Annotated in this window: 20 protein-coding genes; 7 read left to right on the top strand and 13 right to left on the bottom strand. The window is 68.0% G+C overall.

The genetic code is table 11. The features are described from left to right. Nucleotides 1-13: 13 nt before the first annotated feature. The 3 genes from IT41_RS03505 to tpa form a co-directional block, all read right to left on the bottom strand. A complete protein-coding gene (locus IT41_RS03505) occupies nt 14-685 on the bottom strand; it encodes a GntR family transcriptional regulator (protein WP_331435187.1) in 672 nt (223 codons plus the stop codon). A 220-nt stretch (nt 686-905) separates the two neighbouring features. Then, nucleotides 906-2375: a MocR-like pyridoxine biosynthesis transcription factor PdxR gene (gene pdxR / locus IT41_RS03500; protein ID WP_036738784.1), complete on the bottom strand. Its 1470-nt coding sequence runs from the start codon at nt 2373-2375 to the stop codon at nt 906-908. Nucleotides 2376-2450: 75 nt separating this feature from the next. Beyond that, a complete protein-coding gene (tpa, locus tag IT41_RS03495; RefSeq protein ID WP_036738783.1) occupies nt 2451-3830 on the bottom strand; it encodes a hypotaurine--pyruvate aminotransferase Tpa in 1380 nt (459 codons plus the stop codon). Between the two features lie 211 nt (nt 3831-4041). Between tpa and alkB the strand changes: the two genes are divergently transcribed. From alkB to IT41_RS03465, 6 genes are all read left to right on the top strand, one after another. Then, entirely contained in the window at nt 4042-4695 is a 654-nt protein-coding gene (gene alkB / locus IT41_RS03490) for a DNA oxidative demethylase AlkB (protein WP_036738782.1), read from the top strand. 115 nt (nt 4696-4810) lie between these two features. Then, nucleotides 4811-5863: a bifunctional DNA-binding transcriptional regulator/O6-methylguanine-DNA methyltransferase Ada gene (gene ada, locus IT41_RS03485; RefSeq protein WP_197055974.1), complete on the top strand. Its 1053-nt coding sequence runs from the start codon at nt 4811-4813 to the stop codon at nt 5861-5863. Continuing rightward, nucleotides 5860-6594, top strand: coding sequence for a 2OG-Fe(II) oxygenase (locus tag IT41_RS03480; protein WP_036738780.1), 735 nt, complete (start codon nt 5860-5862; stop codon nt 6592-6594). Before ada ends, IT41_RS03480 begins: the two co-directional genes overlap by 4 nt. Before the next feature lie 90 nt (nt 6595-6684). After that, nucleotides 6685-7059, top strand: a complete 375-nt coding sequence (locus IT41_RS03475) for an NADH:ubiquinone oxidoreductase subunit NDUFA12 (RefSeq protein ID WP_036738779.1) — start codon at nt 6685-6687, stop codon at nt 7057-7059. Nucleotides 7060-7063: 4 nt separating this feature from the next. Then, complete coding sequence (gene mlaD / locus IT41_RS03470; protein ID WP_036738778.1) at nt 7064-7537, top strand: outer membrane lipid asymmetry maintenance protein MlaD; 474 nt, start codon at nt 7064-7066, stop codon at nt 7535-7537. Then, nucleotides 7524-8036: a DUF2155 domain-containing protein gene (locus IT41_RS03465; RefSeq protein WP_231564685.1), complete on the top strand. Its 513-nt coding sequence runs from the start codon at nt 7524-7526 to the stop codon at nt 8034-8036. Before mlaD ends, IT41_RS03465 begins: the two co-directional genes overlap by 14 nt. Here the strand turns inward: IT41_RS03465 and aat are convergent. The 6 genes from aat to tkt form a co-directional block, all read right to left on the bottom strand. After that, nucleotides 8000-8638 carry a leucyl/phenylalanyl-tRNA--protein transferase gene (gene aat / locus IT41_RS03460; protein ID WP_036738777.1) on the bottom strand — a complete coding sequence of 213 codons (639 nt, stop codon included), beginning with the start codon at nt 8636-8638 and terminating at the stop codon, nt 8000-8002. The two genes, IT41_RS03465 and aat, sit on opposite strands and share 37 nt — an antisense overlap. 36 nt (nt 8639-8674) lie before the next feature. Continuing rightward, complete coding sequence (gene accC, locus IT41_RS03455; protein ID WP_036738776.1) at nt 8675-10024, bottom strand: acetyl-CoA carboxylase biotin carboxylase subunit; 1350 nt, start codon at nt 10022-10024, stop codon at nt 8675-8677. Nucleotides 10025-10031: 7 nt separating this feature from the next. Further along, nucleotides 10032-10556, bottom strand: coding sequence for an acetyl-CoA carboxylase biotin carboxyl carrier protein (gene accB, locus IT41_RS03450; protein WP_052081251.1), 525 nt, complete (start codon nt 10554-10556; stop codon nt 10032-10034). A gap of 97 nt (nt 10557-10653) precedes the next feature. After that, the gene (locus IT41_RS03445; protein WP_052081250.1) at nt 10654-11559 is read right to left on the bottom strand and encodes a lysophospholipid acyltransferase family protein; all 906 of its coding nucleotides are present in this window, start codon (nt 11557-11559) and stop codon (nt 10654-10656) included. A gap of 14 nt (nt 11560-11573) precedes the next feature. Then, complete coding sequence (locus IT41_RS03440; protein ID WP_036738775.1) at nt 11574-12497, bottom strand: DMT family transporter; 924 nt, start codon at nt 12495-12497, stop codon at nt 11574-11576. 125 nt (nt 12498-12622) lie between these two features. Further along, entirely contained in the window at nt 12623-14644 is a 2022-nt protein-coding gene (gene tkt / locus IT41_RS03435) for a transketolase (protein WP_036738774.1), read from the bottom strand. 97 nt (nt 14645-14741) lie between these two features. Here tkt and IT41_RS03430 point away from each other — a divergent pair, with 97 nt between their 5' ends. Beyond that, entirely contained in the window at nt 14742-16655 is a 1914-nt protein-coding gene (locus IT41_RS03430; protein WP_197055970.1) for a tetratricopeptide repeat protein, read from the top strand. Nucleotides 16656-16674: 19 nt separating this feature from the next. On the opposite strand, the gene IT41_RS03425 is transcribed toward IT41_RS03430, so the two are convergent. Genes IT41_RS03425 through IT41_RS03410 form a run of 4 tightly spaced genes read right to left on the bottom strand, consistent with a single transcriptional unit; the run spans nt 16675 to nt 20933 of the window. Continuing rightward, a complete protein-coding gene (locus IT41_RS03425; RefSeq protein ID WP_081967447.1) occupies nt 16675-18078 on the bottom strand; it encodes an HlyC/CorC family transporter in 1404 nt (467 codons plus the stop codon). Beyond that, nucleotides 18075-19052, bottom strand: coding sequence for a site-specific tyrosine recombinase XerD (locus IT41_RS03420; RefSeq protein WP_036738772.1), 978 nt, complete (start codon nt 19050-19052; stop codon nt 18075-18077). Before IT41_RS03420 ends, IT41_RS03425 begins: the two co-directional genes overlap by 4 nt. 23 nt (nt 19053-19075) lie before the next feature. After that, nucleotides 19076-20710 (bottom strand): hypothetical protein, encoded by a 1635-nt coding sequence (locus tag IT41_RS03415; RefSeq protein WP_036738771.1) that lies wholly within the window; start codon nt 20708-20710, stop codon nt 19076-19078. Continuing rightward, entirely contained in the window at nt 20697-20933 is a 237-nt protein-coding gene (locus IT41_RS03410; RefSeq protein ID WP_036738770.1) for a hypothetical protein, read from the bottom strand. Before IT41_RS03410 ends, IT41_RS03415 begins: the two co-directional genes overlap by 14 nt. Nucleotides 20934-20977 lie beyond the last annotated feature (44 nt).

Here is a 20977-nt window from a genome sequence, read left to right as displayed (position 1 = left end):
CGCGCCGGGCCTGTCACCGTTCCGCCGCCCGCATCGAGGCCACCAGATCGTGGAACCGGTCGCCCTGGATGACGACGTGATTGCGCATTTCGCTGGCCGCGCCCTCGGCATCACCGGCCGCGATCAGATCGACCACGCGCTGATGTTCGTCGAGCGAGCGCATCATCCGGCCGCGGAACTGCAATTGCCGGCGGCGATAGGGTTGCAGCATGGCTTGCAGGCGCAGGGCCTCGGCCTCCAGAAAGGCATTGCGCGAGGCGGCGTAGATCGCGTGATGAAAGGCGATGTTCTCGTAGTAATAGGCATCGCTGTCGCCGGTTTCGACGGCGCGCGCGCAGGCCTTCTGCGCGTTTTGGATCGTCTCGATCTCGGGGGTCGAGGCACGGCGCGCGGCCAGCCGGGCGCACATCGCCTCAAGCTCGGCCATGACCTCGAAACGCTCGGCCAGTTCCGGCACGCCCAGCTTGGTCACGAAGGTGCCGCGCTTGGGCTGCACCTGCACCAGCCCCGAGCTTTCCAGCGATTGCAGCGCCTCGCGAATCGGGGTCCGCGAACAGCCGAATTCCGCCGCCAGAGCCTCGGGGTCGAGACGCTCGCCGGGAAGAAGCTTGCCGTCCACGATCGCGTTTTCCAGCGTGTCGCGGATCATCTGGACGGTCGGTTTGCCAAGCTGCGACATGGTCATAAGTTACGCTCTCCGCTGCATTATCTAATATTTCGCCCGGGGCAAATGTCCATTAAGTATTTTGTTATGTATAACAAAGATGGCTTATGCGGATAACTTCCTGGCGAGGAGGTGCGACATGGCAAAGGCCAATCCGACATTCCTGAACGATCTGCTGCAGGCGATCATCGCGGCGACCGATGGGCCGGACGAAACGGGCCGCCTTGGGGCGGCCCTTTTGCTATTGCGCCTGCATCTCGCGGATTGCGTCGGCGATGCGGCGGATGCCCTCGGGGATGCGCTCGGCCGCGATCGAGGAATAGGCCAGCCGGTAGAAGCCGCCGCCATCCCTGGGATCGGCGTGAAAGGGGCGGCCCGGCTCGATCAGCACATCGCGCGTTTTCAGCAATTCGGCCAGCCGGCCGGAATCGAGCCCGGGCGGCAGGGTCAGCCAGAAGCTGGAGCCGCCATTCGCATTGGGCGCCGCCGGCTGCAGCCCGGCCTCGGCAATCGCCTGCGCCATCACCGCGCGCCGGCGGGCATAGGCGCGGCGCATGCGGTTGGCCTGCGCGTCGTAATGCCCCAGCGACAGGAAATGCGCCAGGGTGCGCTGCATATGGCCCGGCGGGTGGCGCAGCATCATGCCGCGCAGCGCGCGCGCCTCGGTGATGAAGCGGGGATCGGCCACGACATAGCCCAGCCGCAGCCCGGGAAAGACCGATTTCGAGAACGAGCCGACATAGATCACCGCCCCCGCGCGGTCGATGGCCTTGAGCGCGGGCGAGGGGGCGCCGGCAAAGGACATCTCGAATTCGTAATCGTCCTCGACCACGACGAAACCGCGCGCCTGCGCCTGCGCCAGCAACTCCTTGCGGCGGGGCAGGGGCATGGTGGAATTGGTCGGGCATTGATGGCTGGCGGTGGTAAAGACGGCGGCGATGCCCGGCGGGATCGCCGAGGGCGGCAGGCCCTGGGCATCCACCGGCACCGGCAGGACGCGGGCATGGCTGGCGGCCAGGATCTCGCGCAGGCCGGGATAGCCGGGATCCTCGATCGCGTAGGAGGCACCGGGGCGCAGGAGCACCTGCGCGACCAGCCACAGCGCGTTCTGCGCCCCCATCGTCAGCAATATCTCGCCCGGGCCGGCGCTGATGCCGCGCCGCGGCAGGATCTGGCGGGCAAGGTGATCGGTCAGTTCGGGATCGTCCGCGTCATAAAGATCGCCGGTCACCGCATCGAATTCGCGCCGCCCCAGCGTGCGCATGGCACAGTCCCGCCAGGCGGCGTGATCGACCAGTTCGGGATCGGCCTGGCCATAGACAAAGGCATAGGCATAGCGGCGCCAGTCGCGGGTCCGGTCGGATCTGCGGGCCTGCGCAAAACGCCCGTCGAGCCGGCTGTCCCAGTCGAAACCGGGCGCCGTCGGGGATGTCGGGCCGGCCTCGATCCGGTGCTCGACCGTCTCCGAGATATAATGCCCCGAGCGGTCGCGGCTCGCGAGGTAATCGGTCGAGACCAGCTCCGCGAAGGCCTGCGCCACGGTCACCCGCGCCACGCCCAGATGATCGGCCAGCGCGCGCGTCGAGGGCAGTTTCTCGCCCGGCCGGAAACGTCCCGCCGTCACCGCCGCGATGATCTGCCGCCGAAGCTGCACCTGCAGCGACAGCCCGTCGGTGCGATCCAGGAAAAAGGCGTCGGGAGGGATGGACATGAGACGATCCGCGGCGGTTGACCCGCCGACGGTTCACCGAAAACCGTCGCGGATCAAGCCCGGACGGCCATGCCCTCAGGCAAAGACCCTGCTCAGCGCATTGTCGATGGCATCGGTGATGCGGTCGATATCGTCGGGCGTGGCGATCAGCGCCGGCGACAGGCAGAGCGTATTGTTCATCCCCGGCAGCGAACGGTTGGTCGCCCCGATGATCACCCCCTGCGCCAGACATTCGGCGACCACCGCCTGGACCTTTTTCTCCTCCGCCGGCTCCTTGCTCTGGCGGTCGGCGACCAGTTCCGCGCCGCAGAACAGCCCCTTGCCGCGCACATCGCCGATCACCGCGTGTTTTTCCATCAGCTGATGCAGGTTGGCCAGCACCCGCTCACCCATGCGGGTGGTGTTTTCCAGCAGGTTCTCATCCTCGATGATGCGCATGTTCTCGATCGCCGCGACCGGCCCCGCGGTGCAGCCGCCAAAGGTCGAGATGTCGCGGAAATAGCTGGTGCCATCCTCGGGCGCGTCCTTGAACATCTCGAAGACGCGCTCGGTCGTGACGGTGCAGGAAATCGCGGCATAGCCCGAGGCCACGCCCTTGGCCATGGTCACGAAATCCGGCTCGATCCCGTATTGCTGATAGCCGAACCAGGTGCCGGTGCGGCCCAGCCCGCAGACCACCTCGTCGATATGCAGCAGCACATCGTATTTGCGGCAGATTTCCTGCACGCGCTGCCAGTAGCCCTCGGGGGGCGTGATGACGCCGCCGCCGGCGGTCACCGGCTCCAGCACGATGGCGCCTACCGTGTCGGGGCCTTCGCGCAGGATCACCTCCTCGATGGCGTCGGCGGCGCGTTCGCCGTAATTCTCGACATCCCATTGCTTGCGGTATTCGAGGCAATGCGGCACCCGTACGAACCCGTCGGGGAAGGGGCCGTAATGCATCGCGCGCTGATCCTGACCCGAGGTCGCCAGCGTGCCGATGGTGGTGCCGTGATAGTCGCGGTCGCGATAGAGGATCTTCCACTTGCGGCCGCCGTGATGGCGCGCGGCGATCTGCCGGACCATCTTGTAGACCTTTTCATTCGCCTCGGAGCCCGAGTTGGAATAATAGACCCGGCTCATTCCCGGCATCTTGTCGATCAGCCGCTGCGCAAAGATCGCGCCGGGCACGGTGCCGGCCGAGCCGGCGAAATAGTTCAGCTTCAGCAACTGGTCGCGCACAGCATTGGCGATGCTTTCGCGGCCATATCCCACGTTTACCGTCCAGACCCCGCCCGAAACCGCGTCAAGGAATTCCCTGCCGGTCGCGTCCCACAGCCGCATGCCCTTGCCCTCGACAAAGACGCGGGGGTCGATGGTTTCATACTGCTTGTGCTGGCTGAGATGGTGCCAGACATGTTCGCGGTCGGCGGCGACGACATGGGTCATGTCGTTGGGATTCAGATCAAGCGTCATGGCGGGACCTCCAACGGGGAAAAGCGGTTTCCCCTGCTTGCGCCCGATCGGGCTGCATGAATAGAGCCAGATTTGATCCGCGCATGGGGCCAGACCTGCGCGCGGTGCCGGGAACGGCCGGCGCGACCGGAATTCGACGGCCGAGAATCGGCGTGCGGATACGGTCGCGATCTGCCATGACGATAGCCATATCCGGCGAGGGGAGGGCGAAATGACGGGCGAGCTTTTCGGTCAGGACGATCCGCCCCAGACGGCGCGCCTGGCGCTGGCCGAGGGCGCGCTGCTCTTGCGCGGCCATGCCGTGGCGTCGCAGGACCGGCTGCTGGCGGCGATCGAACAGGTCGCCCTGGCGGCGCCGTTTCGCAACATGGTGACGCCGGGCGGCCGCGCCATGTCGGTCGCGATGACGAATTGCGGGTGCGCCGGCTGGGTGACGGATCGCCGCGGCTACCGCTATGACCCGCTGGACCCGGAGACCGGCCGGCCCTGGCCCGAGATGCCCGGCTGCTTTGCCGATCTGGCCACCGACGCGGCGCGTGACGCGGGCTATCCCGGTTTCCGCCCCGATGCCTGTCTGATCAACCGTTACGCGCCCGGTGCGCGGATGGGGCTGCATCAGGACCGGGACGAGCGCGATCTTGCGCAGCCCATCGTCTCGGTCTCGCTGGGGCTGCCGGCGATGTTCCAGTTCGGCGGGCGCAGGCGCAATGATCCGGTCGCGAAATATCCGCTGCTGCATGGCGATGTGCTGGTCTGGGGCGGGCCGTCGCGGCTGAACCATCACGGGATTCTGACGCTCAGGGACGGTGTGCATCCGAAAACCGGGGCGCTGCGCCTGAACCTGACCTTTCGCCATGCCCTATAAGATTTGAAAGCAAGGAGCGGAGTGAGGCCCGCGGCCCTTGACGCTAAACCTGTCAGCATCGACATTTCCCAGAAGACAGGGCGCTCCGATGCCAAACGATATGAAACCGGCCCGCATGACCCAGACCGAACGTGATCCCCGCTGGCAAAGCGTGATCGCCCGCGATGCGGATGCGGACGGAAGCTTCGTCTATGCGGTCAGGACCACGGGCGTCTATTGCCGCCCCTCATGCCCCTCGCGCCGGGCGCGGCCGGAGAACGTAAGCTTCCACGCGACCCCGGCCGAGGCCGAGGCGGCAGGCTTTCGCCCCTGCCGGCGCTGCCATCCGCGCGGTCAGTCGGCGGCGCAGGCCAATGCCGCCATCGTGGCCGAGGCCTGCCGGCTGATCGCCGGGTCCGAGGAAATGCCGCGGCTGGACGATCTGGCGCAACGGGTGGGGATGAGCCCGTCGCATTTTCACCGCCAGTTCCGGGCGATCACCGGCCTGACCCCGAAAGGCTGGGCCAGCGCACATCGCGCGGGGCGGCTGCGCAGCGCGCTGGAGGGTCCGAAGGGCTCGGTGACGGATGCGATCTATGAGGCCGGGTTCAACTCGAACAGCCGCTTTTACGAGCAGTCCGACCGGATTCTGGGCATGACCCCCTCGGCCTATCGCCAGGGCGGCAAGGATGCCGATATCCGCTTTGCCCTGGGGCAATGCTCGCTGGGCGCGATCCTGGTCGCGGAAAGCGCGCGCGGCATCTGCGCCATCGCGCTTGGCGACGATCCCGAGGAATTGCTGCGCGATCTTCAGGACCGCTTTCCGCGTGCCAATCTGATCGGCGCCGATGCGGCCTTCGAGGAGCGCGTGGCCCGTGTCGTCGGCTTTGTCGAGGCGCCGCGTATCGGGCTGGACCTGCCGCTGGACATTCGCGGCACCGCCTTTCAGCAACGTGTCTGGCAGGCGCTGCGCCAGATTCCGGCCGGCCAGACCGCCAGCTATACCGAGATCGCGCGCCGCATCGGGGCGCCGAAATCGGTGCGCGCCGTGGCGCAGGCCTGCGCGTCGAACCGGCTGGCGGTGGCGATCCCCTGCCACCGGGTCCTGCGCAATGACGGCGCGCTGTCGGGCTATCGCTGGGGCGTCGAACGCAAGCGCGCGCTTCTGGACAAGGAAGCGGCGGCATGACCGCGCCGGATGATGCCGGCATGCTTGCGGCCGGCACGCGGCTTGCGCGCCATGACTGGGACGCGGTCGCCGCCCAGATGAACGAGCATGGCTGCGCGATCCTGCCCGGCCTGCTGGAGCCGGAGGAATGTCGCGCGCTGGCCCTGCTTTACCCGGAGGAACGGCATTTCCGCAGCCATGTCCACATGGCCCGGCACGGGTTCGGCAAGGGGGAATACCGCTATTTCGCCTATCCGCTGCCACCGCTTGTGGCCGGATTGCGCGAGGCGCTTTACCTGCCTCTGGCGCGGATCGGCAATGACTGGAACGCGCGCATGGGGATCGGGATGCGCTATCCCGACGACCATGCCGGGTTTTTGTCCCTGTGCCATGCCGCCGGCCAGATCAGGCCCACGCCGCTGCTGCTGCAATACGGGACGGGCGATTTCAACTGCCTGCATCAGGACATCTATGGCGATCTGGTCTTTCCGCTGCAGGTGGCGATCCTGCTGTCTCGGCCCGGCCACGATTTCACCGGCGGCGAATTCGTGCTCACCGAACAGCGTCCGCGCATGCAGAGCCGGGCCGAGGTGGTGCCGCTGGAACAGGGCGACGCGGTGGTCTTTGCCGTGCATGGCCGCCCTGTGCGCGGCAGCCGGGGCGATTACCGCGTCAACATGCGCCATGGCGTCAGCAGGCTGCGCAGCGGCGTGCGGCATACGCTGGGCATCATCTTTCACGACGCGACATGACCGGCGCGGTCGCGGGGCGCAAGCTCTCTGGACCTTCGGGGCGGTTTGCGCCATATCTCGGCCGACACCGCTGCAAGAGGTCCATCACCCATGTCGTTTCTGCTGCGCATCCTGACCTGGTGGAACAGCCAGACCCTGAACACTCAGGTCTGGACCCGGCTTTACGGCGAAAAGGTCGGCGAGGACGAACAGGGCAACATCTATTACCAGTCCGGCGGTGGCAAGCGTCGCTGGGTCATCTATAACGGCGAATCCGAGGCAAGCCGGGTCGCGCCCGAATGGCATGGCTGGCTGCACCACACCTATAAGGAGCCGCCGACCAAGGAGCCGCTGACCCACAAGGCTTGGGAAAAACCGCACAAGCCCAACCTGACCGGCACGACCGGCGCCTATCACCCGGCGGGGTCGCTTTATCGCGCCGAGCCGGCGGAACGGCGCGATTACGACGCCTGGCAGCCCGAGTAGGCCGATGAACAACGCCGCCGAACGGGCCGAATTCTGGGTTGGCGCCACGGTTCTGGCCGTCGCGGCGGGGTTTCTGGTCTGGTCCACCTCGGGCGGCAGTCTGGCCTCGAATCTGGGAAGCGGCAGCTATGAACTGCGCGCCGCCTTTCCCAATGTCGACGGGATCGAGGCGGGGACCGATATCCGCGTCGCCGGGGTCAAGGTCGGGCGCGTCGCCGGGGTCGAGCTGAATCCGCAGACCTATTACGCCGAGGCGCGGCTGCGGATCCCGCAAACCATCCGCCTGCCCAGCGACAGCGCGGCGCTGATCCAGTCCGACGGGCTGCTGGGCGGCTCCTATATCGAGCTGCAGCCGGGCGGCGCGCCGGACGATCTGCAACCCGGGGACGAGATCGAGGATGTGCAGGGCGCGGTCAGCCTGCTGTCGCTGATGATGAAATTCGTGGATTCGCAGGGTTCGGAAGATGGCGATGAATGACCTGCTGATCCGCGCCGGCCTGTGCCTGCTGCTGGCCGCGACGCCGGCTCTCGCGCAGGACGGGGATGCCGAGGGGGATCCGGCAGCGGATGAGCAGCTGATGGTCGATCCGGCCTTCAGCGACGATCCCGAGGCGATCGTCCCGGCCGAGCCCTCGGCCGCCGAGCGCGAGGCCGCCGCCGCCGCCGCACGCGGCCCGGATACGGCGCGCGGTGACGGTGCGCTGCTGCGGGCGCTCGACAAGGTGACCGGCCAGACCCGGGATTTCACCCTTGGCGTGGGCGAAAGCGCGGATTTCGGCCGGCTGCGCATCGTGCTGGGCGAATGCCGCTATCCGGCGGCGGATCCGAGTTCCGACGCCTATGCGCAAATGACGATCAGCGATCAGCGGATCAACTCGCGGGTGTTCGCGGGCTGGATGATCGCCTCGTCGCCGGCGCTGTCGGCGCTGGACGATGCGCGTTACGATGTCTGGGTAATCTCGTGCAATAGCGCCTGAGGGTCGGGCAGGGCATGGCCGGTGAAATCCGCATGCCCCCGTAGCGCCAGCTTCAGCAAGGTGCGATATTGCGGGCGCGCGACCGTCTGCCCGCCCATCGAGGCAAGATGCGGGCTGGGATATTGCGTGTCCCATAGCGTGAAGCCGCAGCGCGCCAGATGCGCCGACATCCAGATCAGCGCCGCCTTGGAGGCGTTATCGGCGCGCGAGAACATGCTTTCGGCGAAAAAGGCGCGGCCCAGCGACAGGCCGAAGACGCCGCCGATCAGCCGCCCGCCGGCAAAGACCTCCAGCGAATGGGTATGGCCAAGGCGGAAAAGCTCGCCGTACAGGCTGCGCAGTTCGGAATTGATCCAGGTGTCCTGACGATCGGCGCAACCGTCGATCACCTGGGAAAAGGCGCCGTTGATGCCGGCGCGCCAGTCGCTGTGGCGCAGCAGCCGCCGCATCGAGCGCGAGACATGGACCCCGCCCACGGGCAGGATGCCGCGCATGGTCGGCTCGAACCAGTGAAGCTGGGGATCGCTTGCCGACATGGCCATGGGAAAGATCCCCCTGGCATAGCCCTCGAGCATGGTGCGGGCGGTCAGGAATGCGCTCATGCGACAGCCTCCCCGCGCGGGCGGGATCGGATCGGGTCAGGTCGCGTTATGCGCGGCCAGCCACTTCTCCAGCCAGTGGATCGAATAATCTCCGCTCTGGATATCGGGATTGTCCAGCAATTCAAGAAACAGCGGCACGGTGGTATCGACCCCGTCCACGATCAACTCGCCAAGCGCCCGGCGCAGCCGGGCCAGCGCCTCGGGCCGGTCGCGGCCATGCACGATCAGCTTGGCGATCAGGCTGTCGTAATAGGGCGGGATGCGGTAGCCGTCATAGATGGCGCTGTCCATGCGCACGCCAAGCCCGCCCGGCGCGTGATACTGGCTGATCCGGCCCGGCGAGGGCGCGAAATTCGGCAGTTTCTCGGCATTGATGCGGACCTCGATGGCATGGCCGTCGATCCGGAGATCCTCTTGCCGGAACTCCATTTCCGCGCCCGAAGCGACAAGGATCTGCTGGCGGACCAGATCGACGCCAAAGATCGCCTCGGTCACCGGATGCTCGACCTGAAGGCGGGTGTTCATCTCGATGAAATAGAACTCGCCATCCTCGAACAGGAATTCGATGGTGCCGGCGCCGCGATAGCCCAGTTCGGCCATGGCATTGGCGCAGATGGCGCCGATCCGGTCGCGCTGTTCGGCGGTGATGACGGGGCCGGGGGCCTCTTCCAGGACCTTCTGGTGGCGGCGCTGCAGCGAACAGTCGCGCTCGCCCAGATGCACGGCACGGCCCTTGCCGTCGCCAAAGACCTGGATCTCGATATGGCGCGGGCGCTGCAGGTATTTCTCGATATAGACCTCATCGTTGCCGAAGGCGGCCTTGGCCTCGCTGCGCGCGGTGCGAAAGGCGACCTCGAGCTGGGCCTCGTCCAGTGCGACCTTCATGCCGCGACCGCCGCCGCCGGCGGTCGCCTTGATGATGACCGGATAGCCGATCTCGCGCGCCACCCGCCTGGCGGCCTCGACATCGGGCACGCCGCCATCCGAGCCGGGCACCACCGGGATGCCAAGCGCCTTGGCGGTCTCCTTGGCGGTGATCTTGTCGCCCATGATGCGGATATGTTCGGCCGAGGGGCCGATGAAGGCGATGCCGTGATCCTCGACCATCTGCACGAAGCCGGCATTTTCGGACAGGAAACCGTAGCCCGGATGGATCGCCTGCGCGCCGGTGATTTCGCAGGCCGAGATGATCGCGGGCTGCGACAGATAGCTTTGCGGCGAGGCGGGCGGGCCAATGCAGACCGATTCATCGGCCATGCGCACATGCATCGCGTCGGAATCGGCGGTCGAATGGACCGCGACCGAGGCGATGCCCATCTCGCGGCAGGCGCGGATGACGCGCAGCGCAATCTCGCCACGGTTGGCGATCAGGATCTTTTCGAACATGGCTGCCTCACTCGACGACCATCAGGGGGGCGCCGAATTCGACCGGGCTGCCATCGTCGATGAGGATGCGTCGGACCGTGCCGGTGCGGGGCGAGGGGATGTGGTTCATGGTCTTCATCGCCTCGACGATCATCAGCGTGTCGCCCTCGCTGACCTGCTGACCGATCGAGACAAAGGGCGCGGCGCCCGGCTCGGCCGCCAGATAGGCGGTGCCGACCATCGGCGAGGTGACGATGCCCGGCAGGCTGGCCGGATCGTCGGCGGGGGCCGCGGCCGCGCTGGCGGGCGCGGGGATCGCGGCGGCGGCAGGGGCGGGGGCCAGCGGCGCCGCTGCCGGCGCGGCCTGGACGGCGATCTGTCGCGACTGTTTCGACAGGCTGACCGTCAGCCGGTCGTTTTCGTCATATTCGCGCTTGACGGTCAGTTCGGTCAGTTCGTTGCGGTTGAGCAACTCTGCAAGGGACTGAATGAAAGCCACATCGCCTTCGTGATGGCGCTTGCCTTGACCGGCTTTTGGGGAATCGTCGCTCATGCCGTCCTCTGTTCTTGTTGCTGGTGCCGTGTTCCGTGCCTGGCAGCCTTGGCATCTTATAAACCTTCCCACAACCCGAGGGAAAGGGGTTCGCCGCCTAGCGCCTGCGTTTCCAGCGCCGATGCACCCAGAACCACTGCTCCATATGGGTGCGGATCAATTGCTCGAGATCGTCGTTCAGCGCCTGCATCATGGCCGCCGGCTCGCCATGCGCGACCGGCTCGCCGACCCGCACGTCGAAGCTCAGCCCGTCGGGCCGGCGGATGCCCGCGACGGGCAGGATCAGCGCGTCATAGCGGATCGCCAGTTCGGCCGGGGTCAGCACGGTTTTCGTCGGCAGCCCGAAAAAGGTCAGCTCGGCGCCATGGCCGTCGAACTGGTCGAAGCCGAGCGCCATCCAGCCGCCGCCCTTGAGAAACCGCAGCATCGAGGCCAGACCCGCGCGGCCGCGCGGGAACATCGGTTCGGCGATGGCGCGCATGGCGGGGATGTAATGGCGGTTGAAGGCCTCGTTGTTCATCGGCCTGTAAAGCGCCCCGACCGGCCAGCCGCGCCCGGAAAGCGCCGCGCGCATGGCGTCGTAATTGCCGAAATGCGCGACCGCCAGAATGACCGGCCGCCCCGCCTGCGCCGCCTGTTCCAGCGCCGGCAGGCCGGGGCCGCAAAGGGGATCGGCGGCATGGATGCGGTCGGTGAATTCGGTCCCCGAATAGATTTCCGCCAGCGAGCGCCCGGCATTGGCGGGCACCGTGCGGGTCAGGCGGCGGGCCTCGTGCGGGGACAGGTCCGGCCGGGCCAGCGCCAGATTGTTGCGGATCCGCTTGCGCCAGCCGGCCAGCGGACCCAGAAAATGCGCAAAGAACCAGCCCATGGCGGGGATGCGCCTTTCATAGGGCAGGATGCGCGCCAGCCCCATCACCGCCAGAAAGGCCGCGTTCGCGATGCGGTCGCGCAGCGCGACCGGATCATGGGGCTCCTCGGGATCGGCTTTGGTGGCGGGCATGGCGGTCCTGTCTGTCAGGTCTGTCGCATCGCGCGGGCCTCGCGCATCCAGACATATATCCCGGCGATGACGATGATCAATGCGCCGGTCACGGTCCAGATGTCCGGGATCGTGCCCCAGAACAGCCAGCCCCACAAGCCCGCCCAGATCAGCCCGGTATAGCCGAAAGGCGCGATGGCCGAGGCCTCGGCCATGGCAAAGGCGCGGATCAGCAATGCCTGCGATATGGCGCCGAGAATCCCCAGAACCGCAAAGGCCCACAGATCGCCCGTCGCGACCGGCTGCCAGAAGAACGGCACCACCAGCGAGGACAGCACCGATCCCACCGCCGCCGACCACAGGATCGAGGTGGCGGTGGAATCGCTGCGCGTCAGCCGCGTCAGGATGGCGCCCGCGGCATAGGTGAAGGCCCCGACCAGCGGCAGCAGCGCCGCGGGATGAAACACGCCGGCGCCGGGGCGGATGATGATCAACGCGCCGCAGAGCGCCGCGGCAATCCCAAGAATGCGGCGCAACCCAATGGATTCGCCCAGGAATAGCGCCGCGCCCAGGGTGATCAGCACGGGGTTGATATCCATGATCGCGGTCGCCTCTGCCAGGCCGATGAATTGCAGCGAGGTAAAGAACAGCGCCGATGAACAGATATGCGACAGCCCGCGCGCGAATTGCAGCCGGGGCTGTTTGCTGACGAAGCTGCGCCGCAGGCGCGGCCCCAGGATCGCCGCGACGATCAGCAGATTGCCGACGAAACGCGCCCAGACGATCTGCGCCGGCGGGTAGCTCTGGCTCAGGTATTTGGCGGTCGCATCCATCAGCGCAAATACCATGATCGCCAGCAGCAAAAGCGCGATGCCCAGCATCTGCGTCTTGCGCGCCGGATCGCCCGCAGGCGCGATGACCGGCGGCAGGGCGCCGGGTTCGGGAGGTGGCAATCTCATGATGGGTCTCCGTTCCCGCCCGTTATGCCGGGCAGGTCGGTCAGGGTCCATAGCCCGGCTGCCCCGGCGCATGAAAACGGCCGCGCGGATGGCGCGGCCGCTTGTGTGTCGGGAATGTCGCGGGCTCAGCCCAGCAGGCGCAGCGCCTCGTCGATGACCGCCTCGGGGGCGATGCCGAACTCCTTGTAGAGCGTCGGCGCCGGGGCCGAGGCGCCAAAGCCGGTCATGCCGATGAAGCCCGCCTTCTTGGCCTTGCCGCGCTCGCCCAGCAGCAGCCAGTCCCAGGGCTGGCGGACGCCCGCCTCGATCGCGATGCGCACGGCGCCCTTGGGCAGCACCTTCTTGCGATAGGTCTCCGGCTGATCGCGGAACAGCTCCATCGAGGGGACCGAGACGACGCGGGTCGGCACGCCCTGGGCCTCGAGCGCATCGCGGGCGGCGATGGCGATCTCGACCTCGGAGCCCGAGGCCATCAGGATCACGCTGGGCTCCTTCTTGCCGGATTCGCGCAGGATATAGGCGCCTTTGGCGGTCAGGTTTTCGCCCGCCTCCGCGCGCAGCAGCGGCAGGTTCTGGCGCGACAGCGCCATGACCGTGGGGGTCGATGCGCTGGACAGGGCGATCTCCCAGGCCTCGGCGGTCTCGATCAGGTCGCAGGGGCGCAGCATCAGCGTGTTGGGCGTGGCCCGGCAGATCGCCAGATGCTCGACCGGCTGATGGGTCGGACCGTCCTCGCCCAGGCCGATGGAATCATGGGTCATGACATAGGTGACCGGCAGGCCCATCAGCGCCGACAGCCGCATCGCGCCGCGCGCATAATCGGTAAAGCACATGAAGGTGCCGCCATAGGGGCGGAAGCCGCCATGCAGCCAGATGCCGTTCATCGCCGCCGCCATGCCGTGTTCGCGGATGCCGTAATGGATATAGCGACCCTTGCGGTCCTCGGGCGAGAAGATGCCCAGATCCTTGGTGCGGGTGTTGTTCGAGCCGGTCAGATCGGCCGAACCGCCCAGCGTTTCCGGCAGTTCGGGGTTGATCACCTCGAGCACCATCTCGCTGGCCTTGCGGGTCGCGACCTTGGGCTTGGCCGTGAGCGCCTGTTCCTTCAGCGCCGCGATGGCCGGGGCCAGCTTCTCGCTGACCTCGCCCGAGATGCGGCGGGCGAATTCGTCGCGGTTCGGCGCGGCGTCCACGCGGGCATTCCAGGCGTCGCGCGCAGCTCCGCCCCGCGCGCCGATGGCGCGCCAGTCGGCCAGGATATCCTCGGGGATGGTGAAGGCGGGCGCGGTCCAGCCGAGCGCCTTGCGCGCGGCCTCGATCTCCTCGGCGCCCAGGGGCGAGCCATGGACGCCCGCGCTGTCGGATTTGTTCGGCGCGCCATAGCCGATGATGGTCTTGCAGGCGACCAGCACCGGGCGGTCGTCCTTGCCCGATGCGGCATCGGCCAGCGCGCGGTCGATATCGGCCGGGTCATGGCCATCGCAGGAGAGCGTGCGCCAGCCCGAGGCCTCGAACCGCTTGAGCTGGTCGGTCCGGTCCGACAGCGACACGCGGCCGTCGATGGTGATGTCGTTATGGTCCCACAGCACGATCAGCCGGCCCAGTTTCTGCATGCCGGCCAGGCCGATCGCCTCCTGGCTGATGCCCTCCATCAGGCAGCCGTCGCCGGCGATGACCCAGGTGCGGTGGTCGCACAGATCCTTGCCGAATTGCGCGCGCAGCGCCTCTTCGGCGATGGCCATGCCGACCGAAGTGGCGATGCCCTGGCCCAGCGGGCCGGTGGTGGTCTCGACGCCTTCGGCGTGGCCGTATTCGGGATGTCCGGCGGTGATGCTGCCCCATTGGCGGAAATTGCGGATCTGCTCGATGGTCATCTGCTCGTAGCCGGTCAGGTAGAGCAGCGAATAGATCAGCATCGAGCCGTGCCCGGCCGACAGCACGAAGCGGTCGCGGTCGAACCAGTGCGGGCTCGAGGCGTCGAATTTCAGGTGGTTGCGGAACAGGACGGTGGCAACGTCCGCCATGCCCATCGGCATGCCGGGATGGCCCGAATTCGCGGCCTGCACCGCATCCATGGAAAGGGCGCGGATGGCGTTCGCGAGGCGCCAATGCGCGGGGTCGGCCTTGATGCGTTCGGCGATGTCCATATCGGTATTCCCTGCTGTTGGGTGACGGCAAGTCCTGATAGGCAGGGCGCAGCGCGGTTGCAAGCCGCCATTGAAACGGGCAGGGCGGATTTCCATGATGGCAGAGGATCAGATCATCGGCTTTCGGCGGGATCGGATCGGCGCGCGGTTGATCTGCCTGCTCAATGTCATGCGGCTGGCGCGCGCCACCGGCGTCAGGGGGCGCTATCTGTGGCTGAGCGATCCGGCCAGCGATCACACCGAGCTGAACGATCCGCATGATTTCTTGGCCCCCGATTTCGTCGCCGCCCATATCGAGGTCGTCCCTGCCGTGCCGGATCTGTCGCGGCTGCCCAATGTCGGCACGGCCGCGCCGGGGATGAGCCTGGGCGGCTTTCGCGAAAGGCTGGCGGCGGGCGAGCGTTACGAATGCGACACCATGGCCGAGACCGTGCGTTTCATGGACGAGAGCCTGGAAAGCGCCGATGCCGAGATCCACGAGATCGCGCGTTCGATCCGGCTTGCCGCGCCACTTGCGCGGGAGTTGGAAAAGGCGCGCGCGCTGGTGGCGCGGGCCGGCGGCGGTGCTCCGGTCGCGATCCATGTCCGGCGCGGCGATATTCTGGACGGCGATCCCTGGTCCTATAGCTCATGGGCGACGAAATACGTGCCCGACGAATTCTATCGCGCCTTCATCTCGATGAGCGAGGGGCCGGTGCTGTCGTTCAGCGACACGCCCGCCGCGGTGGCGCATCTGGGGCAGGGCGATCCGCGCATCCTGCCGGTGACCCGGATCCTGGACGCCGGAAAGCTGCCGCAGGCGGCGCGCGATCTGCTTGAGCTGCTGCTGATGGCGGATTGCGAAAGGGTCGGCGCGCCCAGCCACAGCGCCTTTTCGCGCGCCGCGGCGGTCGCCGGCCAGTGCCGGATCGTGTCGCTGCCCGACGCCCTGCCCGAGGATCTGCGCAATGCCGCCTATGACGCGCTGCTGGAGCGGGTGATTTCCCGGCAGGACAGCTTTTTCGCGCCGGGCGATCTGGCGCAGACCGCGGGCTTTGCCGCCAGGCATGCGGTGGTCACGGGGCGCGGCCCCGAACTGATCGGCGCCCTGGCCGGGAACGGCGATTTTCTGGAGCGGTTCCCCTTTCTCTACAAGGATCTGGCGGTGACCGCCTGGGCCTCGGGGCGGATGCAGAAGGCACGGAAGCTGGCGCAGCTGGGCCTGAATGCGCCGCTGATCCGGCATCGCGACAAGCCGCAATGCCGGCAGGTGCTGCTGGTGGCCCCGGCGGGCAACCAGCCCGAGCAGAACCGGCTGGTCGATGCGCAATTCCTGACCCTGCTGTTCAGCGGCCGGGCGGCCGAGGGGCCGATCATCCCGGTGCTCGCCCGCCGGCTGGTCCGCCAGAAAAGCGAATCCGTGCAGGCGCTGCTGTTCCCGCCCCGGCTGCTACAGGCCTATCTGCGACCGACACCCGAGGGCGGCGATGGGGCGAAGGCGCTGCCGCTATGGACGCTGCGCCTTGACTGGGCAGAGTTCGTCCGCGGCAAGGCGCTGCTGCGGGAATTGCGCGAATGGCCGCGCCTGTGGGAAAAGATGAAACCCGTGGCGTCCGGGCTGAGCGAGCTTGAGGACAGGCTGGCCGGTGGCGACAGGCCCGGCGCCAGCGATGCCGAGGCGATGCGCTTTGGCTTTTGCGCCGCGATCCTGCGGCTGAACGGGCGGCTCAAGCGCAGCTTCGCGCTGCTGAACTGGCTGGAGGAGATCCGGCCCGGTCAGGTGCTGACCCATAAACGGCTGGCTGATACCTGTTTCGCCGCAGGGCAGGCGCATGGCGGCTGGAAATGGCTGGATTCGGCGATGGCGCTGGCGCCCGAAAACCCGATGCTCAGGCTGTCGGGGGCGATCCGCGCGGCCCAGCAGGGCGACGGCACCCGCGCCCGCCGCCATCTGGCCGAGGCCGAGGCGCTGCGGCCGGATCTTGACCTGACCGCGGTCGTGCGGCGCGGCTTCATCCGGCAATTGCCGTGACGCCGCGCGCGCCGACTGGTCACGATGCGCCGCCGGTATCGGCGGGCGGGGGCAGATCGCCCAGCGGCCTGATCTTGAGCCGCGTGATCCGGTTCTCGCGCCGCGAGACGATCTCGAAACGGTAGCCCTCGAAGGAAAACACCTGGCCCGGCGTCGGGATCGACTGCGCCATATGGATCACCAGCCCGGCCACGGTATTGGCCTCGTCATCGGGCAGCGACCAGTCCAGCGCCCGGTTCAGGTCGCGGATCGTCATGGCGCCGTCGATGCTGTAATCGCCCTGGGCGTTGGGCGCCAGCGACTGGCCGGCATCGGTATCGTGCTCGTCGGTGATCTCGCCCACGATTTCCTCGAGGATGTCCTCCAGCGTGATCAGCCCGCGCAGGCTGCCATATTCATCGACGACCAGCGCGAAATGCGTCCGCCGGCGCAGGAATTCGCGCATCTGTTCGTCCAGCGCCGTGGTGTCGGGCACGAAATAGGGCGGCATGGCGACGCTGAGCAGATCGAAATCCCTCAGCGCCTGAGGGCCGTATTCCTGCATCGTCCTGCGCACGCCGCGCAGCAGATCCTTGGCATGGATCACGCCGATGACATTCTCGCGCTCGCCGCGATAGACGGGCAGGCGGGTATGCGAGCTTTTCAGCACCAGCTCAAGCACCTCGTCGGCGGAAACCCCGGCATCGATCATCTCGATCTCGGACCGATGCAGCATGATCTCCTCGACCGAACGCTCGCCAAGGTCCAGCGCGCCCATCAGCAGGTCGCGCTCTTCCTTTTGCACGGTGCCGCTGGAATGGCCGATGGCCAGTGCGCCGGCGATTTCCTCCTGCACCGAAAAGACATGGCCCGAACCGTCGGCGCGGATGCCAAAGATCGCCAGGATGGCGCGCACGATCAGCCGCACCACGGTGACCACCGGCGACATGATCCGGGTCACCACGCTGACCGGACGCGCCACGCGGCTGGCCATGTCCTCGGGGGCGAGAATGGCATAGGTCTTGGGCAGAACCTCGGCAAATATCAGCACCAGCACCGTCATCACCAGCGTCGCCGCCGCCACGCCGCTGGAGCCCAGCAGCCGCGTGAACAGCGCCGTGGCAAGGCTGGCCGACAGGATGTTGACCACATTGTTGCCCAAGAGAATCGAGCCGATCAGGCTTTCGCTGTCCTCGGTCACCTCAAGCGCGCGCTGCGCGCCGGCATCGCCCCGGTCGGCGCGGGCGCGCAGCTTGGCGCGGCTGGACGCGGTCAGCGCCGTCTCCGAACCCGAGAAGAATCCCGACAGGGCCAGCAGCACCAGAATGGCCCCGCCGGTCAGCCACAGCGCCAGATCATAGCCCGAGCCGGCCTGTGCCTGGCTGGCGGGATCGGTCGCGGCTGCGGCGGCGGCTACGGCGGTTGCGGCGGTCAGCAGGATCATTCTTCGGCCTCGTTCCGCGGGCGGCTGGCCAGCGGGTGATGGTTCAGCACCAGATCGCGCAGCCGCGCATCCAGCACATGTGTATAGATCTCGGTCGTGCCCAGATCGGCATGGCCCAGCAGCGTCTGGATGGCGCGCAGATCGGCGCCGCCCTCCAGCAGATGGGTGGCGAAGGCGTGGCGGATCACATGCGGCGAGACGCGGCCCGGATCGACCCCGGCGACAATCGCCAGCTGCGTCAGCAACCCGTTCATCGCCTGCCGCGTCATATGGCCTTGCTTGCTGGCGGCGGGAAACAGCCAGCGTCCGCCCCGCCCGGCGACCAGCCGGCCCAGCGGGCTTTCGGCGGGGGCATTGTCGCGCAGCCGAAGCCAGGCGGCCAGCGCGCGACGCGCCGGGCCGCTAAGCGGCACCATGCGTTCCTTGCCGCCCTTGCCCCGGATCAGCAGCAGCGCCGGATCGCCGCGACAGGCATCGACCGGCAGCGAAACCAGTTCGCTCACCCGCATGCCGGTGGCATAGATCAGTTCGACCAGAACCAGATTGCGGGCGCGCTCGGCCTCGGTCCGGCCAAGGCGTGGCAGCGCGTCCAGCATCGCCTGCACCTCGGTCCGGTCCAGCGTTTTCGGCAGGCGCCGGGCGCGGCCCGGCCCGCTGATGCGGCCGGCCGGGTCGTCCTCGCGCCAGTTTTCCTCCAGCGCGAAGCGGGTGAACTGACGGATCGAGGACAGCCGCCGCGCCCGCGTCGCCCGCGACAGGCCCTCCGCATCGCAATGGGACAGGTAATCCTCGACGTTTTCGCGGCTGGCCGTGGTCAGGTCCGCGCCCCGCCCGGACAGCCATTCGGCGAAATCGACAAGATCGCGGCCATAGGCCAGCAGCGTGTTGCGCGCCGCCCCGGATTCGGCCGCCTGCGCGTCCAGAAAGGCCGAGATCCGGCCCTGATCGCTGCCCGCGCTTTTGCCTCCCGCCATTCGCCTGCCTGTCATCCGCCCGCCTATCTTTCCGGGCTGGCGCCGGCCGGGGCCATCAGCGCCGGGGCGAGGATCAGCTCGACCGTGGCCTGGAGCGCGATCTCGTGCTGGCCAAGCGCCCGCAGCGCGCGCAGCCCCTGCACCGCGCGGCTCAGGTCGCCATCCAGCCCGGCATCGGTATCGGCGATCGCGGCGAGCATCGCCTCGCCGCGCCTGTTGGCCAGGATCAGCTCGGCCGCCGCGCGCGGAACGTCGCGCTCGGAAGGGCCGAGAAAGGCCGGGAACAGCTGGGCCGCGCGTTTCGCGGGCTCTCCCTCGCCGGGGGGCGGGGCGGATTCCGGCTCGCCGCCGGCAAAGCGCAGCAGCCACAGATCAAAGGCCGAGGCATCCGCCGGCGGGTCCGCCACTACCTGCGGTTGCGCGGCCAGAAGCGCCAGCCATAGGGCGATGCGGCCCGGCTTGCCGTCCAGCCCCATGGCGCCCAGTTCCGCGCCGGTCATCTCGGCCAGGGCGACGCCGAGCCCGGCGGCCAGCATCGCCTCATAGGCGGGGGGCAGCGCCTTGGCCGCGGCCGCGGCATCGCGGGCGATCAGCGCCGTGTTCAGCGCCTGGATCGCGGCGGTGCGGTCCCAGACCCCGCCCGAGGCGGCCGGGCGCTGTTCCAGATAGATCGCCCGCAATTGCGAGGCGGGGATGGAACCGGCGCGGGCCAGCCGCTCGGCCGCGTCCAGCCGCGCCTTCCAGCCGCCATTCTGGTCCAGATCGGCCAGCGCGAAGGCCAGCGGCAGGTTAGTCGAGGGCAGGGGCTGGCCGATCGCCTCGTGCAGGCGCAGTTCAAGCGGCGTCACGATGGCCGGCGGCTGCAATTCCTCGGCGCCGTCGGAATAGGTGTCGTCGAGATATTGCGCCAGCAGCGCCGCCATCTGCGGATCGATCATGCCCAGCGTCTCGGCGCCGTGAAAGACCAGCGCCGCGGCCGGCCAGTCGCCGCCAAGCGCCAGGCAGAAGATGCGCGCCGGAAAGCTGGGCGCGACGCCGGGCGTGCGGTCCATGATCTCGCAGGCGCTGGTCTCATTGCGCGACAACAGGCCGATGTCGAACAGCCGCCGGAAGCGTTCCGGATCGCCGGGGCCGGCGGCCTGCAGCAATTCCTTGGCGGCGCCGGTCGCGCCCATGTCCAGAAGCTTGTCCACACGGGCCAGAAACAGCAGCCCCTCCTGCTGCGGCCCGGCCACCGGCGGCTGAAGCTGCGCCGCCAGGATGCGCCGTTCCAGCCGCCGCAGCGCCGGCAGGCGCGGGCTGCTGCGGGCGATCAGCCGCGCCAGCGTTTCGGCGTCGCTGACGCCCCAAAGCGTCGCCGGCAGGCCCGCCATGCGCGGCGAGACGGTGCCCTTGCGATCCGGGTTGCCCTCGCCCAGCCGGGTGACGCCGACCGGCTCGACGGCGCCGCTGGCGGCGATGTCGCGCCGACTGCGGCGCTTGAGCTGGGGCGGGCGCTCGTCGCCGGGGCGCCAGGACGAGACATTGTCGGGCTGCTGCACGCTGCCCGACAGCCAGTCGCTGGCCGAGAGCGGCGGCTTGGCGCCGGCCGGCAGCCCAAGGATGCCTAGCGCCGCCATGAGACAGGCGCCGATGCGGAGATATTCAGTCGCGATCATCTTGTCCTGTCGCACCGTCCGGGTCGGGCGCGGCGGCTTCAACGCGCTCGGGTTCCGCGGGGGTTTCGGTCGGGGCGGTGGCCGGCTGCTCGGCGCCCAGGTCCAGTTCGACCGGCATGCGCATCTCGCGCGGGTCGGAACCCATATCGCCGAAATAGGCGTAACCCGCCAGGGCCGCCAGGGTCAGCACCAGAAGAACCGCCACCAGTTTCAAAAGCCGCATGAAAATGCCCTTTCCGCCTCGAAATTGTCTTGTCGTTCCGGTCT

Source organism: Paracoccus halophilus (assembly GCF_000763905.1).
GTDB classification, from domain to species: Bacteria; Pseudomonadota; Alphaproteobacteria; order Rhodobacterales; family Rhodobacteraceae; genus Paracoccus; species Paracoccus halophilus.
This window is presented reverse-complemented; position numbering and strand designations above follow the sequence as displayed.

What these genes read in the sequence shown, in the direction of transcription:
- IT41_RS03465 (WP_231564685.1), top strand. Translation starts at nt 7,524, where the DNA reads ATGGCGATGAATGACCTGCTGATCCGCGCCGGCCTGTGCCTGCTGCTG.
- IT41_RS03445 (WP_052081250.1), bottom strand. Translation starts at nt 11,559, where the DNA reads ATGCCCGCCACCAAAGCCGATCCCGAGGAGCCCCATGATCCGGTCGCG.
- IT41_RS03440 (WP_036738775.1), bottom strand. Translation starts at nt 12,497, where the DNA reads ATGAGATTGCCACCTCCCGAACCCGGCGCCCTGCCGCCGGTCATCGCG.
- alkB (WP_036738782.1), top strand. Translation starts at nt 4,042, where the DNA reads ATGACGGGCGAGCTTTTCGGTCAGGACGATCCGCCCCAGACGGCGCGC.
- pdxR (WP_036738784.1), bottom strand. Translation starts at nt 2,375, where the DNA reads ATGTCCATCCCTCCCGACGCCTTTTTCCTGGATCGCACCGACGGGCTG.
- accC (WP_036738776.1), bottom strand. Translation starts at nt 10,024, where the DNA reads ATGTTCGAAAAGATCCTGATCGCCAACCGTGGCGAGATTGCGCTGCGC.
- aat (WP_036738777.1), bottom strand. Translation starts at nt 8,638, where the DNA reads ATGAGCGCATTCCTGACCGCCCGCACCATGCTCGAGGGCTATGCCAGG.
- IT41_RS03425 (WP_081967447.1), bottom strand. Translation starts at nt 18,078, where the DNA reads ATGATCCTGCTGACCGCCGCAACCGCCGTAGCCGCCGCCGCAGCCGCG.
- IT41_RS03475 (WP_036738779.1), top strand. Translation starts at nt 6,685, where the DNA reads ATGTCGTTTCTGCTGCGCATCCTGACCTGGTGGAACAGCCAGACCCTG.
- IT41_RS03410 (WP_036738770.1), bottom strand. Translation starts at nt 20,933, where the DNA reads ATGCGGCTTTTGAAACTGGTGGCGGTTCTTCTGGTGCTGACCCTGGCG.
- IT41_RS03415 (WP_036738771.1), bottom strand. Translation starts at nt 20,710, where the DNA reads ATGATCGCGACTGAATATCTCCGCATCGGCGCCTGTCTCATGGCGGCG.
- IT41_RS03430 (WP_197055970.1), top strand. Translation starts at nt 14,742, where the DNA reads ATGGCAGAGGATCAGATCATCGGCTTTCGGCGGGATCGGATCGGCGCG.
- IT41_RS03505 (WP_331435187.1), bottom strand. Translation starts at nt 685, where the DNA reads ATGACCATGTCGCAGCTTGGCAAACCGACCGTCCAGATGATCCGCGAC.
- tpa (WP_036738783.1), bottom strand. Translation starts at nt 3,830, where the DNA reads ATGACGCTTGATCTGAATCCCAACGACATGACCCATGTCGTCGCCGCC.
- accB (WP_052081251.1), bottom strand. Translation starts at nt 10,556, where the DNA reads ATGAGCGACGATTCCCCAAAAGCCGGTCAAGGCAAGCGCCATCACGAA.
- tkt (WP_036738774.1), bottom strand. Translation starts at nt 14,644, where the DNA reads ATGGACATCGCCGAACGCATCAAGGCCGACCCCGCGCATTGGCGCCTC.
- IT41_RS03420 (WP_036738772.1), bottom strand. Translation starts at nt 19,052, where the DNA reads ATGGCGGGAGGCAAAAGCGCGGGCAGCGATCAGGGCCGGATCTCGGCC.
- IT41_RS03480 (WP_036738780.1), top strand. Translation starts at nt 5,860, where the DNA reads ATGACCGCGCCGGATGATGCCGGCATGCTTGCGGCCGGCACGCGGCTT.
- mlaD (WP_036738778.1), top strand. Translation starts at nt 7,064, where the DNA reads ATGAACAACGCCGCCGAACGGGCCGAATTCTGGGTTGGCGCCACGGTT.
- ada (WP_197055974.1), top strand. Translation starts at nt 4,811, where the DNA reads ATGACCCAGACCGAACGTGATCCCCGCTGGCAAAGCGTGATCGCCCGC.